We start from the raw sequence: 14,295 nt of genomic DNA, 5'->3' as shown, positions 1-14,295 counted from the left end.
ACATGAACATCCGCACCCGCGTTCTCACCGGTACCGCCCTCGCCGTCGCGCTCGGCGCCGGGACCTTCGGCGCGGTCAGCGCCAGCGCCGCGCAGGCCGAGACCGCCCCGGCCGCCGCTGCCGCCGCCACCGCGAAGAAGGACGGCGGGGCGGACGAGAAGAACTTCACCACCACGACCCACCTCACCGTCGACGCCGCCACCCGCGCCGCCCAGGCCGCGCTGGACGCCGCGCAGAAGGAGAACCAGAAGGTGACGGTCGCGGTCGTGGACCGCAACGGCAACACCATCGTCACCCTGCGCGGCGACGGCGCGGGCCCGCAGTCCTACGAGTCGGCGCAGCGCAAGGCCTACACCGCCGTGTCCTGGAACGCCCCGACCTCGGTGCTCGCGGGCCGTCTCGCCCAGACCCCGAACCTGAAGGACATCCCCGGCACCCTGTTCCTCGGCGGCGGCACCCCGGTGCAGGCCAAGGGCGCCCCGGTCGCTGGCATCGGCGTGGCCGGCGCCCCGAGCGGGGACCTGGACGAGAAGTTCGCCAAGGCCGGCGCCGACTCCCTGGCGAAGTAACGCCCGGGAACACGCCGTCGGGCCCGCATAGGATCGGGAGCGTGTACCACCGCCGCGCTCTCTCCCGCCTCACCGCCGCCGCCCCCGCAGCCGCCGCTGCCGCCCTGCTCGCCCTCACCACGGGGTGCACGGCCGGCACGGTGCAGGGGCGGCCGGGCGCGTCGGGGCTGCGCGACCCGTACTTCCCCAAGGCCGGCAACGGCGGCTACCAGATCGAGCACTACGGACTGGACCTCGACTACGACCCCGCCGGCGGGGAGTTGAAGGCGACCGCCGTCATCACGGCCCGCGCCGGACAGGGGCTCAGCTCCTTCAACCTCGACCTCGCCGGCCTGAAGGTCGAGAGCGTCACCGTGCAGGGCGAGGAAGCCCGGTTCAACCGGACCGGCCGGGAGCTGACGGTGCGTCCCGCGAAGGACCTCAAGAAGGGCGAGGTCTTCCGTACGGAGATCGACTACCGCGGCGAGCCCCGGCCCATCGTGGACGCGGACGGCTCCAAGGAGGGCTGGATCGCCACCGCCGACGGGGCCGTGGGGGTCGGCGAGCCGATCGGTTCGATGGCCTGGTTCCCCGGGAACCACCACCCCAGCGACAAGGCGACGTACGACATCACCCTGACCGTGCCCAAGGGGTACGAGGCGGTCTCGAACGGCGAGTTGGCCTCCCGTACCGACACCGGCGACGGGAAGACCGAGTTCGTGTGGCACAGCCCGGAGCCGATGGCCAGCTACCTGGCCACCGCGGCGATCGGGAAGTTCAAGGTGACCACCGGCCGGACCCCTTCGGGGGTCGCCCTGTACGAGGCCGTCGCGCCCGCCGAGGCGGCCGCCAGTGCCCCGGCGCTCGCGAAGCTGCCGGAGATCGTGGACTGGGGCAGCCGCCGGTTCGGCCCGTACCCCTTCGGGACCGCCGGGGCGATCGTGCTGCCGGCCGACTCCCTCACGTACGCGCTGGAGACGCAGACCAAACCCGTCTTCTCCGGCGCGCCCGACGAGGATCTCCTGCTGCACGAGACGGCCCACCAGTGGTTCGGCGACTCGGTGTCGCCGAAGTCCTGGAAGGACATGTGGCTCAACGAGGGCTTCGCGACCTACGCCGAATGGCTGTGGTCCGAGGACCACGGCGGGACCACCGCCCAGCAGCACTTCGACGCCTACCTCAAGGGCGACACCACCGTGGACGACGACGCGGACAAGGACTGGGCCGCCTTCCCGCCGGCCGACCCGCCCGGCGCCGCGGACATCTCCGGGATGCCGGTGTACGTCCGGGGCGCGATGGTCCTCCAGCGGATCCGGCAGGAGGTCGGCGACGAGAAGTTCTTCGCCCTGCTGCGCGGCTGGGCCACGGACCACAAGTACGGGAACGCGAGCACGGCCGACTTCACCGCGTACGCGGAGCGGTCGACGGGCCACGACCTGAAGAAGGTCTGGGACGTGTGGCTGTACGGGGAAGGCCGGCCGAAGTAGCCCGTACGGGCCTCATCCGTACGGCCCGCGTCCGTACGGGACCGCCCGCCGCGTCCCCCGCGCCCGCTACAGGGCCTTGCGCATCACGGTGCAGTCGCGGCCGTGCTCGCGGTCCCGGGCGCGGCGCAGCGGGGTGTAGCCCCGGGACCGCCAGAACGCCAGGCCGGCCGCATTGTCGTCGAGTACGGCGATCCGTACGCCGCTCCGCCCCGCGGCGCGGAAGCGCTCCTCGACGAGGCCGGCGACGGCGCTCCCGTACCCCGTGTGGTGCGCGGTGGCGTCGATGAGCAGCAGGCCGATCCACGGGTCGGGGTCACCGGCGGCCGGATCGGGGTGGTGCGCGAGGGTGGCGGCCAGGCCGACCAGCCGGCCGGCGGAGCGGGCCAGGAGCACCTCGGCGCCTTCGTGGGCGAGTTCGTCGGCGAGGGCCGCGGCGACTTGTTCCACGGTGATGCGGCGTGGGTCGGGGAAGTCCCCGCTGAGCTCGAAGAAGGCGTGGTTGGTCGCGTAGAGCGCGGCGATCTCGGTGAGGACCGGGCCCGGCAGGGCGCCGTCCACGGGAACGAGCGATTGCAGGATCACCTGGCGAACCGTAGCGAAGCCCCCTCCCCGGACGGCCGGGAGGGGGCTTCGGCCACTGCTGCCGTCAGCCGCTGAGGCTCAGGCTCTGCTTCGGACTCAGACGTTGACGCCGAAGTCCTGGGCGATGCCGGTCAGGCCGGAGGCGTAACCCTGGCCGACCGCGCGGAACTTCCACTCGGCGCCGTTGCGGTAGAGCTCGCCGAAGACCATGGCGGTCTCGGTGGCCGCGTCCTCGGAGAGGTCGTAGCGGGCGATCTCGGCGCCGCCTGCCTGGTTCACGACGCGGATGTACGCGTTGCGGACCTGGCCGAAGTTCTGGCTGCGGGCGTCGGCGTCGTAGATCGAGACCGGGAAGACGATCTTGTCCACGTCGGCCGCGAGGGTGGCGAGGTTGACGTTGATGGACTCGTCGTCGCCGGAGCCCTCGCCGGTGCGGTTGTCACCGGTGTGGACGATGCTCTGGTCCGGGGTGGACTTGTTGTTGAAGAAGACGAAGTGACCGTCGGAGACGACCTTGCCCATCGCGTTGACCGCGATGGCGGAGGCGTCCAGGTCGAAGTCGACACCGGTCGTCGTACGGACGTCCCAGCCGAGGCCGACCGTGACGGCGCTGAGGCCGGGGGCCTCCTTCGTGAGCGAGACGTTGCCGCCCTTGGACAGGCTTACTGCCATTTTGACTGGTGTCCCTTCGTCTTCAGATGGCCGCGAGATCGTGGCCAAGGTACCGCTGACCTTCATAACGCGGGGAGGGGGCCGCGAGGTTCCGCCCGGGGGAATCCGGAACGGAATACGCCGTGAAATACGGGTGACGGGCGCTTGGCGGGGCGCGATCATAGGGGCATGCCTGGTCCCTATGTCATCCGCGGTACGGTCGCGCTCCCCGAGGCGGAGCTCGCCTGGCGCTTTTCGCGGTCCTCGGGGCCGGGCGGGCAGCACGTGAACACCTCGGATTCGCGCGTGGAGCTCCTCTTCGACGTGGCGGCCACCAAGGCCCTGCCGGACGTGTGGAGGGAGCGCGCCCTGGAGCGGCTCGCCGGCCGGCTCGTGGACGGGGTGCTGACCGTGAGGGCCTCGGAGCACCGGTCGCAGTTCCGCAATCGGGAGATGGCGCTGGTCCGGATGGCGTCCCTGCTCGCGGAGGCCACCGCTCCGCCGCCCAAGGCGCGCCGCGCGACGAAGATCCCCCGGGGGATCAACGAGCGGCGGCTGCGCGAGAAGAAGGCCCGAGCCGAGACGAAGCGCGGCCGCACCGGCCGCGACTGGTAGCGGCCTCGGCCGGTGGTGGCCGGGGTGTTCCCGGGTCGTCAGAGCGCCAGGTGGCGGTAGCGGCCGCGGAAGTACGCCAGCGGCGGGGAGTCGGGGGAGGGGAGCGCCGCGGTCAGGACGCGGCCGATCACCAGGGTGTGGTCGCCCGCCTCGACGCGGTTCTCCGTACGGCATTCGAGGGTGGCCAGGGCGCCCGTCAGCAGAGGGGCCCCCGAGGCCTCGCCGCGTCCGTGGGGCAGGTCCGCGAAGAGCAGCCGGTCGCTGATGCGGTTCTTCATGGAGAAGCGGCTCGCCACCTGCACCTGGTGGTCCGCGAGGACCGAGACCGCCCACAGCGGCTGCTCCGCCAGCAGGTCGTCCATCCGGGAGCCCTCGCGCAGGCTGACCAGCACCAGCGGGGGGTCCAGGGACACGGACATGAAGGCGGTCGCCGTCATGCCCACGTCCTCGCCGTCCGGGCCGGCCGGGGTCAGGGGCGGTTCGTGCGCGGTGATCAGGCACACGCCCGCCGCCAGCCGGGACATGGCGGCGCGGAACTCGTCGTTGCTCACGCCCTCAGGATGAGGGGTGGCGGGGATCGGCATGGGTACGGGGGTCGTCTTCGGCACGTTCGAAACGCTAGTCTCGCCCTTCCGCGCCGCGCATCGGGCCCGAGTCCGAGCCGCGTCCCCGCCCCTTGGCCTAGGCCCGGGCGTATCGTTTGCTCCCGGGAAGGCGGGGGAGCGCTCCCAGGCGACAGGGCCCCGTCCTCCACCTTTATTCATCTCATGTGACTTGAGTCACAGAGGGCAAGATTTGTTGACCCTGTGTACCTGCCGCACAGCTCACTGTGATTCAGTGGACGGGACACCGCAACGAAACGCCGATGACAAACCTGGAGTTGCTGTCGAGGTCTCGGGGAGAGCGAGCAATGGAGACCGAGTCGGAGCCGTACGTCCGTCTTGCGACCCTGCGGCAGCTTCACCAGGTGGTGGCCGAACTCAACACGGCCAGGAGCCTGGCGGACACCCTGCAGACCGTCGTGGACGGCATCGTCGTGGGCCTCGGCTACGAACTCGCCTGTGTCAACCTCGTACGCCCTGACGGGGATCTCGTCGTCGCCGCCTTCGCCGGAGACCCCGCCGCGGAGGCCCTCATCACGGGCCGCGTGGGCTCCCGCGCCTCCTGGGAGCGCCGTCTGACGATGGGTGAGAGCTGGGACGGGCTCCGCTTCATCCCGCACACCGAGGGCTGGGTCCTCCTGGAGGACGACGTGCCCCAGTGGCACACGGACGGCCCCGATCCGCGCTTCGCGGACGAGTGGCACCCCGAGGACCGGCTCTACGCCCCCATGCATGCGTCCGGCGGGGAACTTCTGGGTGTCATTTCGGTGGACAGGCCGCGCAACGGGCGGCGCCCCGGCGCGTGGGGGCGCGAAGCGCTCCAGATGTACGCCTTCCAAGCGGCGATTGCGATCAGCAACGCGCGGCTGCGCGCGAACATGCAGCGGGCCCTGGTCCGGCTGGAGCGGGAACAGCAGGCGCTGCGCGCCAGCGAGGAGTCGTTCCGCCAGGCCTTCGAGTACGCGCCCAGCGGCATGGCGATCGCCGAGATGGGCGGGGACCAGCACGGGCGGCTGCTGCGCACCAACGACGCGCTGTGCCGGCTGCTGGGCCGGCCCGCCTCCGTGCTGCGCCGGTACTCCTTCTCCGACCTGGTCCACCCGGAGGACATCGGGACCCTGCTGCGGACCTCCGCCGAGGGCGGCCGGGCCGAGCTGAGGCTCGGGCGGCGCGACGGCACCTACGTATGGGTCTCGCTGCGCAACTCCGTCGTCGCGGACGCCGCCGACGGACCGCGCTTCCTGCTCACCCACGTCGAGGACATCGAGGAGCGCAAGCGCCACGAGCTCCAGCTCGCCCACCGGGCCAGCCACGACTCGCTGACCGGCCTGCCCAACAGCGCGGAGCTGCGCTCGCGCCTCGGGGCGCGGCTGTGCCGCAGGCCGCAGTCGGTCCGCGCCACCGCCGTGGAAGCGCTCGACGCGGCGTACGAGGGGCACGGGGCGCACGGCGGTCACGGGGCTCACGCGGCGCAGGCCGGCCACGCGGCCTACGCGGGCGGCGCGGTCGAGGCGGGTGGTGCCGTCGGGGAGCACGGCTTTCGGCCCGACGCCTACCCGGAGCCCTTCGAGTACCCCGGCGCCCCGGCGGTGCCCGCACCCGGGGCCCCGGGCGTGCCCGGCCCCGGCGGGCCCGGCGCGGGCCCGTACGAGCACCACGTGCACGCGGTGGCGCCCGCGAGCGACGTCGACGACGGGACGAAGGGGCTGGCGGTCCTCTTCTGCGACCTCGACGGATTCAAGTCGATCAACGACCGGTTCGGGCACCACACGGGTGACGCGGTCCTGATCGAGGTGGCCCGGCGGCTGACGACGGGCGTCAGGGACGGTGACACCGTCGCCCGGCTGGGTGGTGACGAATTCGTCGTCCTCGCGGACGGACTGGGCGCGGCCGACGCCGCGGACCTGGCCGTCCGGCTGCGCAACGCGATCATCCCGCCGATCCGGGTGGACGGCCGCGCGGTGCGCGTGGGCGCGAGTTTCGGCATCGGCTGGGCCAGCTGCGGCATGTCGGCGGACGAGGTGCTGCGCTCCGCCGACCAGCGGATGTACATCGAGAAAAGGTCCCGCTCCAAGGCGCACCGCAGGGCCGGCTGAGGCGATCGGCCGCCCGTGGGTGCACCTGTTCGGGGTAGGCTCCCGTGGGTCGAAAGGAGTGACCTGCGATGACGACGCCCGCGAACCACGGCCCGAACAGTGGGGCGAACAAGCCCGAGGACGACGATCCGTTCGGCTATCTCTACGCGGACGGCCAGGCCGCCGGAGCCACCCCGCCCCCGCCGGGCGGTGGATACGGCTACCCCGGCCCGACGGTCGGTGGGCAGCCCGGCGTGCAGCCCGGTGTCCCCCGTACCTCGTACAACCAGGTGCGCACGGTCGGTGAGCGGACGTACGGCGGCCAGCGCGCCGCCCAGGTTCCGCCACAGCAGCAGCAGCCGGCCTACCAGGCCCAGTACCAGGCCCCGGAAGCCCTCCAGGCGGGCGGCTACGGGGTTCCGCCGCAGCAGGGGCAGGCCACCTCGGCGATGCCCGCGCCGGGCGGACACGGCGGCGGCAGCGGAGGCGGCGGTTCCAGCCGCAAGGGCATGCTCATCGCGGCCGTCGCGGTGGTCGCCGCCGTCGCGATCGGCATCGGTGCGGCCGTGGCCTTCGGCGACAAGGACGGCGACAAGAAGGACAAGGGCAACACGGCGGGCGGGCAGCAGTCCGCGCAGCCGCAGAACTCCTCGTCGGCCGGTCCGAGCCCCTCGCAGTCCTCGGAGGCCCCGCTGCCCAAGGCGGACGCCTCGGGCGCGGGCATGTCCCTGACGGGCGGCGCGCACCTGGAGGCCACGATCCCCGGCGCGAAGAGCGCGGGCGGCCAGTACGTGGGCGGATTCAACGCCACCGGTGCGGCGCTGACCTGGACGGTGGACGTTCCGGCGGCCGGGGACTACACGCTCTTCGTGAACTACGGAGTGCCCGGCAAGGACGCGAAGGCGACCCTCACGGTCAACGGGCAGAACCCCAACCAGTCCCTGAACCTGGCGAACTTCGCCAAGGCCGATCCCGGAGCCTGGGACAAGGGCTGGCAGCGCACGTACGCGTGGATCACCCTCAAGAAGGGCACCAACACGATGAAGATCTCGTGCGAGCCCGGAAACCAGTGCGAGGCGGTCTTCGACCAGCTCGACCTGGGCCGGGGCCACATCAAGCGCTGACCTCCCGCCACGGTTTCGAAACGGGTCCGGCCTCACCGCACACGCGGTGGGGCCGGACCCGTCTCGTGTCTGCCGGCCCGTCAGCCGCAGTGGACCCAGCCGGTGTTCTCCGAGTGCGTCTTGGGCAGGTACGCGGAGTTCTTCCAGGCGCCCGTGATGTGGGCGGTCATCCGGACGCACGCGCCGCGCGCGGAGACGTACACCGGGCCGGCGTAGGTGGTGTACGCCCGCTGGCCGTCGACGTCGGTGCCGCCGCTGCTGGAGTCGATGCTGATGTCCATGCCGTCCGAGACGAGGAAGTTGGCGTCACGGCGCAGGATCGCGCAGTTCTTGCCGGTGGAGCTGTTGTAGTAGAGGAAGATGACGCCGGCGCCGGTCGCGCCCTGGCTGTCCCCGAGCGGGTAGGCGTCCTGCTGGTAGTAGCCGGCGCCGCAGGAGCCGCCCGAGACGGTCTGGGCCTCGGCGGGAACCGCGGCCAGCGCGGAGACGGCCACCACCCCGGTGATGGTGGCGAGCGTGTTGCGGACGATGCGCTTCATGTGGTTCGGCCTTACGTATTGCAAGATCAACTGGCTGTGTGATCTTAGGGCCCGTCAGGTGTCACCGGTGACACGGACGTTGTGGCGCAGCTCCTCGTAGGTGCCGGGGTCGAAGTCCCCCGCCGTCGGGGCGTGGACCGTGGCCGCCGAGAGGGCGACCGCACGGATCAGGCGGGCCGGCCAGTCCAGGCCTTCGGCGAGGGCCGACAGCAGGCCCGCCACGGCGGAGTCGCCGGCTCCGGTCGGGTTGCCCGTCAGGGTGCGCGGCGGGGCGGCCCGCCAGGTGCCCTGGGGGGTGGCGGCCAGGAGTCCGCCCGGGCCGAGCGAGGTCACCACGGCGTGCGCGCCGCGGCGGCGGGCGTCGCGGGTGGCCTGGAGCGGCTCGCGGGAGCCGGTCAGTTCGGCGAGCTCGGCGGCGTTCGGCTTGATCATCTCGGGCCGGGCGGCGACCCCGCGCCGCAGCGCCTCGCCGCTGGTGTCCAGGAGCACCGGGACCCCGGCCGCGCGGGCCGCCCGTACGAGCACCGCGTACGCGCCCACCGGCACGCCCGGCGGGAGACTGCCGCACAGGGCCACCGCGGCCGCCCCGGCCAGCAGCTCCTCGTAGCGGCCCAGGAAGGCGGCCCATTCCGCGGAACCGATCTGCGGGCCCGGCTCGTTGAACTGCGTGGTGTCGCCCGAGGCCCCGTCGACCACGGCCAGGGTGCGCCGGGTGGTGCCCGCGCAGGGGACCAGGGCGTCCGTCAGCCGCGGTGTGCCGGCGAGCAGTTCGCGTACGGCGGCGCCCGTGCGCCCGCCGGCGAAGCCGGTCGCGGTGACCTCGTGTCCGAGCGCGGCCAGGACGCGGGCGACGTTGAGGCCCTTGCCGCCGGGCCGCTCGCTCACGGCGGCGACCCGGTGCGAGGTGTGCGGAATCAGCTTCGGTACGCGGTGGGTGACGTCGAGTGCGGTGTTGAGCGTCACGGTGAGGATCATGGCAGGCCCCGGTCTCGGTGTGTGCCGGGATCATGCCAAACAGCAGTGCGGGCGGCCCAGTCCCCGGGCCGCCCGCCGCTTCCGATACCCGCTCAGACCAGCGGATTCACGATCCATTCGCCGCGCCGCATGACGCCCTTGACGTCGAACTTGGCGTCCAGGACGACCAGGTCGGCGTACTTGCCCGGCTCCAGCGAGCCGACCTCGTCGTACAGGCCGATCAGCTTGGCGGGATTGGCCGAGATCGCCTGCACCACGGACTCGACGGGCAGCTTGTCCAGGGTCACCGACCGCTTGAAGGCGGTGTCCAGGGTCAGCGTGGAGCCGGCGATCGAACCGCCTTCGACGAGGCGGGCCACGCCCTCCTTGACCTCGACCTCCAGCGGCCCGAGGTGGTAGATCCCGTCGCCGAAGCCGGCCGCGTCCATCGCGTCGGTGATCAGCGCCACGCGGTGCGCGCCCGCGTGGTGGAAGGCCAGCTCCAGCATCGCCGGGTGCAGGTGGGTGCCGTCGTTGATCAGCTCGACGGTGACCCGCTCGTCCTCCAGCAGGGCGGCGATCGGGCCGGGGGCGCGGTGCTCCATGCCCGGCATCGCGTTGTAGAGGTGGGTGGCCACGGTCGCGCCCGCGTCGATGGCCTGGCGGGTCTGCTCGTACGTGGAGTCGGTGTGGCCGATCGCGGCGATGACCCCGTGCTCGGCCAGCAGCCGTACGGAGTCCAGCCCGCCCGGGAGCTCGGTCGCGAGGGTGAACATGCGGGCGGCGCCGTGGGCGGCGTCGATCAGCTTGCGGACCTCGGCCGGGTCGGGGTCGCGGAGCAGGTCCTCCTTGTGGGCGCCCTTGCGGCAGGGGTTGATGAACGGGCCCTCGAAGTGGATGCCGGCGATCTCGCCCGCCTGCGTCAGCTCGGCCAGCAGCCCCGCGCGGCGGGCCAGTTCGTCCAGGTCGCCGGTGACGGTGGAGGCCACGAGCGTGGTGGTGCCGTGCTCGCGGTGGGTCCGTACGCCCTTGAGGACCTCCTCGGCGGTGCCGGAGGTGAAGGAGGCGCCGCCGCCGCCGTGGTTGTGCATGTCCACGAAGCCGGGGACGAGCCAGTGCCCGGACAGGTCGACGACCCGCGCGCCCTCGCCGGCGCTGCCTGCGATGCGCTCGCCGTCGACGATGACGCGGCCGCCCGCCACGGTCCCGGTGGGCAGGACCACCCTGGCGCCGGAGAGAACGGTGCTGTGTGCGCTTCCGGACATCAGGCAGGTACCTCCGTGGCGAGTAGGTCCCAGGCGAGCAGCCCTGCGCCCAGGCAACCGGCGGTGTCCCCGAGGGCCGCCGGAACGATGTCGGGCAGCCGCTGGAACGTCACGCGCTCCTCGACGGCCGTCCGTAGTGGTGTGAACAAGGTTTCCCCCGCCTCCGCGAGCCCGCCACCGATGATCAGCGTGCGCGGGTCCAGCAGGGTGATCGCCGTGACCAGGCCGTCGGCGAGGGCGCCGACCGCGGCCAGCCACACCTCCCGGGCGCGCGCGTCGCCGGACTCCACGGCCTTGGCGCAGTCGGCGGCGTCCGCGGCCGGGTCGCCGGAGGCGGCCGCCCAGGCACGGCTGACGGCGGAGGCGGAGGCGAGGGTCTCCAGGCAGCCGTACTGGCCGCAGCCGCAGGCGGGTCCGCCGGGGCGGACCACGATGTGGCCGATCTCGCCGGCGTAGCCGTGGGCGCCGGCCTCGATGCGGCCGGCGATGCCGATGGCGCCGGCGATGCCGGTGCCGAGGGGGACGAACAGGAAGCGGTCCGCGCCCCGGCCGGCGCCGATGCGGCCTTCGGCGAGTCCGCCCGTGCGGACGTCGTGGCCCAGGGCCACCGGGATGCCGCCGAGCCGTCTGCTGAGCAGCTCGCGCATGGGTACGTCGCGCCAGCCCAGGTTCGCCGCGTAGACGGCGATCCCGTTCTCGGCGTCGACGATGCCGGGGACCGCGACGCCGGCCGCGGCGGCGGGCACGCCGAAGCGCTCGCGGCCGAGGGCGGACAGCTCGGCGGCGAACTCCAGGATCGTCTCGACGACGGCGTCCGGGCCCCGGTCGCGGCCGGTGGCACGGCGTGCTTCGTGGAGCAGTGTGCCGTCGTCGGCGATGAGGGCGGCCTTCATCCCGGTGCCGCCCACATCGAGGGCGATGACGTGCTTCACGGCGTGTTTCACGGGTTTCACAGGTGACAGTCTCGCGTGCTCGACGGGGAAAGGTCTAGTCCATTGAAGGGGATTGTTGAGCGGCCATACAAAATCGAACGCCTCGGTCGGGCGGCGGAGCGCACACCGTGCGCTCCGGATGTGGACGAGCCGCCAAAGTGGTGTAGACCTTACGTGGATCGTACGTACAACAAGGGGTGGATCGAGAACTGTGAAGGGCCGTTACCTGCGCCTGGCCGCGACCGGCGCCGCGCTGAGCCTGACCGCCGCGGCACTGACCGGCTGCGGAACCGTGGCGAGTCTCACCGGGGACAACGAGGTGACCCTGCGGGTCGTGGCGGCCGACTACGGGGACAATCCGCAGAACTCCTCGGCGGGCTACTGGAAGGACCTCGCCGCGGGCTTCCAGAAGGACCACCCCGGCGTCAAGGTCGAGGTCAGCGTCTACTCCTGGTCCGAGGTCGACGCCAAGGTCGCGGAGATGGTCAAGGCCGGCAAGGCCCCCGACATCGCGCAGATCGGCGCGTACGCCGACTACGCGGCCGCCGGCAAGCTGTACACGGCGGAGGAGCTGCTCTCCGTCAGCACCGAGGCCGACTTCCTGGCGCCGCTCGCGGACGCCGGCAAGGTCCGGCGGGTCCAGTACGGGATGCCCTTCGTGGCCAGCACCCGCCTGCTCTTCTACAACGAGAAGCTGCTGACGGACGCCGGGGTCGTGCCGAAGGACGCCAAGGGCGGCTGGCAGCCGAAGAGCTGGGCCGACCTGGAGGCCGCCTCGAAGAAGCTCAAGGCCGCGGGCGTGGCGACGCCGTTCGCGCTGCCTCTGGGCCGCGAGGAGGCGCAGGCCGAGACGATGATGTGGATGCTCGCGGGCGGTGGCGGCTACACCGACAACGAAGAGGCGTACGCGATCGACTCCCCCGACAACGTCAAGACGTTCGAGTTCCTGCGCGACAAGATGGTCGGCCAGGGGCTGACCGGAGCGCTGGAACCGGCGAAGACGGACCGGCAGACCGCGTTCGACGCCTTCACGCGGGGCGAGGTCGGCATGCTCAACGGCCACCCCACGCTGCTGAAGCAGGCGGCCGAGAAGGGCGTGAAGTTCGGCATGGTGGCCATGCCGACCGAGGACGGCACCGAGCACCCGACGATGGGCGTCGCGGACTGGGTGATGGCCTTCAAGAACGGCCACCGCAAGGAGTCCGGGAAGTTCCTGGACTACCTGTACGAGGCCAAGAACGTGACGGCGTTCACCAATAAGTACGACCTGCTGCCGGTCACGACCACCGGCTACCGCGCCATGGACGCCAGCACGGGCGGCCCGGCCACGCAGCTCAAGACGTTCCTGCAGGCGCTGCCGAACGCGCGGCTCTACCCGGTCGGCAAGAAGTCCTGGGCCGGGGTCAGCGAGGACGTCAAGCAGAACATCGGCAAGACCGTGCAGCCGGGCGGGCAGCCCGCGAAGGTCCTGGAGGACATCGCGGACGCGGCGCGCAAGGCGGACGTGCGGTAGCGGCGGGCGCGGGCGCCGGGGCGCCGGGGCACGGGGCGCCGGGGCGCGGGCCGGGGGCGCGGGCCGGGCGGGCGCCGCAGGGCGCGGCCCGGCCGCTGTCACCGGGCGGCGTTAATCTGGCCGTATGACGGACGACGTGGGGCTGACGGCCACCGAGGCCGCGGTGCTCGCGTACGAGGGACGCACCTGGCCCGGGCCCGGAGCCAAGGAGCGGGCGATACGGGAAGGGCTGGGGATGACCCCGGTCCGCTACTACCAGCTGCTCAACGCGCTGATGGACGACCCGCGGGCGCTGGCCCACGCCCCCGGCACGGTCAACCGGCTCCGCCGCATCCGCGAGGCGCAGCGGGCCCGGCGCTGACGGTGCGGCGACGCTGTGACGACGGGCGGGGGCGGCGGAGGCACGCTGGCAGAGGCGGGCAGAGGCGGGCAGAGGCGGGCAGAGGCCCCGGGCGGGCGCCCGGGCGCGTCCCGCGCCGTAGCCGTGGCCCGGCGGGGCCGTTAGGGTCGTCCCCATGGGGAGCCATCCGCACAGCATGCCGATGCCCGTCACCGCCGCCGGACGGGAGGGACTCGAAGCCCTCCTCAGGGTGCCCCGCCGCAGCGTGGTCGCGCTCGACTTCGACGGCACCCTCGCCGAGATCGTCCCGGACCCGGACCAGGCGAGGGCCCACCCGGGAGCGGTCCCGGCTCTGTCGGCCCTGGCCCCGGAGGTAGCCTCGGTGGCCGTGATCACCGGCCGCCCGGCCGGGGTCGCGGTCCGCTACGGGGGCTTCGCGGGCGCCGAGGGCCTGGAGCACCTGGTGGTCCTGGGCCACTACGGGGCCGAGCGCTGGGACGCCGTGACCGGCATCGTGCACACTCCGGCCGAGCATCCGGGGGTCGCCGCCGTACGGGCGGAGCTGCCCGGGTTCCTGGACTCCATCGGCGCCTGGCGCGGTACCTGGATCGAGGAGAAGGGCCGGGCCCTGGCCGTGCACACCCGGCGGGCCGCGGACCCGGACGCGGCCTTCGCCGCGCTGCGCGAGCCGCTGGCCGAGCTGGCGGCGCGGCACGGGCTGATGGTCGAGCCGGGGCGGGCGGTGCTGGAACTGCGGCCGCCGGGGATGGACAAGGGCGTGGCCCTGACCGAGTACCTCGCGGAGACGGGCGCCGAGGCCGTCCTGTACGCGGGGGACGACCTGGGCGACCTCGCGGCGTACGCGGCCGTCGAGAAGCTGCGCACCGACGGCATGCCGGGACTCCTGGTGGCCAGCGGATCGGCGGAGGTACCCGAACTCGCCGCCCGCGCCGACCTGGTCCTGAACGGCCCGGCGGACGTGGTGTCCTTCCTGGCCGCGCTGGCCGGGGCCATCCGCGGCTGACGCGCGCGGTACCGGTACCCGGCCGGTCTTGACCGCCGAGGCCG

The 14,295-nt window shown here is 72.8% G+C and carries 15 protein-coding genes; 8 read left to right on the top strand and 7 right to left on the bottom strand.

What is annotated here, in order from left to right:
- Positions 1 to 2 precede the first annotated feature (2 nt).
- Both ACFYXV_RS26550 and ACFYXV_RS26545 read left to right on the top strand, forming a co-directional pair.
- Positions 3 to 569, top strand: coding sequence for a heme-binding protein (locus ACFYXV_RS26550; protein WP_385474931.1), 567 nt, complete (start codon positions 3 to 5; stop codon positions 567 to 569).
- A 41-nt stretch (positions 570 to 610) separates the two neighbouring features.
- Positions 611 to 2,035 carry a M1 family metallopeptidase gene (locus ACFYXV_RS26545; protein ID WP_385474929.1) on the top strand — a complete coding sequence of 475 codons (1,425 nt, stop codon included), beginning with the start codon at positions 611 to 613 and terminating at the stop codon, positions 2,033 to 2,035.
- Positions 2,036 to 2,101: 66 nt separating this feature from the next.
- Here the strand turns inward: ACFYXV_RS26545 and ACFYXV_RS26540 are convergent, their stop codons facing one another.
- Positions 2,102 to 2,617 carry a GNAT family N-acetyltransferase gene (locus ACFYXV_RS26540; RefSeq protein WP_389384216.1) on the bottom strand — a complete coding sequence of 172 codons (516 nt, stop codon included), beginning with the start codon at positions 2,615 to 2,617 and terminating at the stop codon, positions 2,102 to 2,104.
- Between the two features lie 96 nt (positions 2,618 to 2,713).
- A complete protein-coding gene (locus ACFYXV_RS26535; RefSeq protein ID WP_030156998.1) occupies positions 2,714 to 3,289 on the bottom strand; it encodes a TerD family protein in 576 nt (191 codons plus the stop codon).
- 168 nt (positions 3,290 to 3,457) lie between these two features.
- On the opposite strand from ACFYXV_RS26535, the gene arfB reads away from it, so the two are divergent.
- Positions 3,458 to 3,883: an alternative ribosome rescue aminoacyl-tRNA hydrolase ArfB gene (gene arfB, locus ACFYXV_RS26530; protein WP_385474924.1), complete on the top strand. Its 426-nt coding sequence runs from the start codon at positions 3,458 to 3,460 to the stop codon at positions 3,881 to 3,883.
- A gap of 38 nt (positions 3,884 to 3,921) precedes the next feature.
- Here the strand turns inward: arfB and ACFYXV_RS26525 are convergent, their stop codons facing one another.
- Positions 3,922 to 4,467, bottom strand: a complete 546-nt coding sequence (locus tag ACFYXV_RS26525) for a flavin reductase family protein (protein WP_385474952.1) — start codon at positions 4,465 to 4,467, stop codon at positions 3,922 to 3,924.
- A 326-nt stretch (positions 4,468 to 4,793) separates the two neighbouring features.
- Here ACFYXV_RS26525 and cdgB point away from each other — a divergent pair, with 326 nt between their 5' ends.
- Both cdgB and ACFYXV_RS26515 read left to right on the top strand, forming a co-directional pair.
- Complete coding sequence (cdgB, locus tag ACFYXV_RS26520) at positions 4,794 to 6,581, top strand: diguanylate cyclase CdgB (RefSeq protein ID WP_389384215.1); 1,788 nt, start codon at positions 4,794 to 4,796, stop codon at positions 6,579 to 6,581.
- 68 nt (positions 6,582 to 6,649) lie between these two features.
- Complete coding sequence (locus ACFYXV_RS26515) at positions 6,650 to 7,684, top strand: CBM35 domain-containing protein (protein ID WP_385474920.1); 1,035 nt, start codon at positions 6,650 to 6,652, stop codon at positions 7,682 to 7,684.
- Between the two features lie 80 nt (positions 7,685 to 7,764).
- Here ACFYXV_RS26515 and ACFYXV_RS26510 read toward each other — a convergent pair whose 3' ends face one another.
- From ACFYXV_RS26510 to ACFYXV_RS26495, 4 genes are all read right to left on the bottom strand, one after another.
- Positions 7,765 to 8,223 (bottom strand): spore-associated protein A, encoded by a 459-nt coding sequence (locus ACFYXV_RS26510; RefSeq protein ID WP_385474918.1) that lies wholly within the window; start codon positions 8,221 to 8,223, stop codon positions 7,765 to 7,767.
- Positions 8,224 to 8,277: 54 nt separating this feature from the next.
- Positions 8,278 to 9,198 (bottom strand): 1-phosphofructokinase family hexose kinase, encoded by a 921-nt coding sequence (locus tag ACFYXV_RS26505; RefSeq protein WP_389384214.1) that lies wholly within the window; start codon positions 9,196 to 9,198, stop codon positions 8,278 to 8,280.
- A gap of 92 nt (positions 9,199 to 9,290) precedes the next feature.
- Positions 9,291 to 10,442: an N-acetylglucosamine-6-phosphate deacetylase gene (nagA, locus tag ACFYXV_RS26500; RefSeq protein ID WP_389384213.1), complete on the bottom strand. Its 1,152-nt coding sequence runs from the start codon at positions 10,440 to 10,442 to the stop codon at positions 9,291 to 9,293.
- Complete coding sequence (locus ACFYXV_RS26495) at positions 10,442 to 11,374, bottom strand: ROK family protein (RefSeq protein ID WP_385474950.1); 933 nt, start codon at positions 11,372 to 11,374, stop codon at positions 10,442 to 10,444. The genes nagA and ACFYXV_RS26495 overlap by 1 nt, the downstream gene beginning before the upstream one ends.
- A 211-nt stretch (positions 11,375 to 11,585) precedes the next feature.
- On the opposite strand from ACFYXV_RS26495, the gene ACFYXV_RS26490 reads away from it, so the two are divergent.
- The 3 genes from ACFYXV_RS26490 to otsB all read left to right on the top strand — a co-directional run bounded on the left by ACFYXV_RS26490 (position 11,586) and on the right by otsB (position 14,251).
- Positions 11,586 to 12,887: an extracellular solute-binding protein gene (locus ACFYXV_RS26490; protein WP_389384212.1), complete on the top strand. Its 1,302-nt coding sequence runs from the start codon at positions 11,586 to 11,588 to the stop codon at positions 12,885 to 12,887.
- A 124-nt stretch (positions 12,888 to 13,011) separates the two neighbouring features.
- A complete protein-coding gene (locus ACFYXV_RS26485; protein WP_048475765.1) occupies positions 13,012 to 13,248 on the top strand; it encodes a DUF3263 domain-containing protein in 237 nt (78 codons plus the stop codon).
- Between the two features lie 154 nt (positions 13,249 to 13,402).
- Positions 13,403 to 14,251, top strand: a complete 849-nt coding sequence (gene otsB / locus ACFYXV_RS26480; protein ID WP_383342789.1) for a trehalose-phosphatase — start codon at positions 13,403 to 13,405, stop codon at positions 14,249 to 14,251.
- The last annotated feature ends 44 nt before the right edge of the window (positions 14,252 to 14,295 follow it).

Source organism: Streptomyces sp. NPDC002181, assembly GCF_042890485.1.
Taxonomy (GTDB): Bacteria; Actinomycetota; Actinomycetes; order Streptomycetales; family Streptomycetaceae; genus Streptomyces.
The sequence above is the reverse complement of the archived record's forward strand: the minus strand, read 5'-3'. Positions and strand labels throughout refer to the sequence as shown.

Bases quoted from the DNA above. Each gene is read 5' to 3' on its own strand.
- cdgB (WP_389384215.1), top strand. From the start codon at position 4,794: ATGGAGACCGAGTCGGAGCCGTACGTCCGTCTTGCGACCCTGCGGCAG.
- nagA (WP_389384213.1), bottom strand. From the start codon at position 10,442: ATGTCCGGAAGCGCACACAGCACCGTTCTCTCCGGCGCCAGGGTGGTC.
- ACFYXV_RS26515 (WP_385474920.1), top strand. From the start codon at position 6,650: ATGACGACGCCCGCGAACCACGGCCCGAACAGTGGGGCGAACAAGCCC.
- arfB (WP_385474924.1), top strand. From the start codon at position 3,458: ATGCCTGGTCCCTATGTCATCCGCGGTACGGTCGCGCTCCCCGAGGCG.
- otsB (WP_383342789.1), top strand. From the start codon at position 13,403: ATGGGGAGCCATCCGCACAGCATGCCGATGCCCGTCACCGCCGCCGGA.
- ACFYXV_RS26485 (WP_048475765.1), top strand. From the start codon at position 13,012: ATGACGGACGACGTGGGGCTGACGGCCACCGAGGCCGCGGTGCTCGCG.
- ACFYXV_RS26525 (WP_385474952.1), bottom strand. From the start codon at position 4,467: ATGCCGATCCCCGCCACCCCTCATCCTGAGGGCGTGAGCAACGACGAG.
- ACFYXV_RS26510 (WP_385474918.1), bottom strand. From the start codon at position 8,223: ATGAAGCGCATCGTCCGCAACACGCTCGCCACCATCACCGGGGTGGTG.
- ACFYXV_RS26550 (WP_385474931.1), top strand. From the start codon at position 3: ATGAACATCCGCACCCGCGTTCTCACCGGTACCGCCCTCGCCGTCGCG.
- ACFYXV_RS26535 (WP_030156998.1), bottom strand. From the start codon at position 3,289: ATGGCAGTAAGCCTGTCCAAGGGCGGCAACGTCTCGCTCACGAAGGAG.
- ACFYXV_RS26505 (WP_389384214.1), bottom strand. From the start codon at position 9,198: ATGATCCTCACCGTGACGCTCAACACCGCACTCGACGTCACCCACCGC.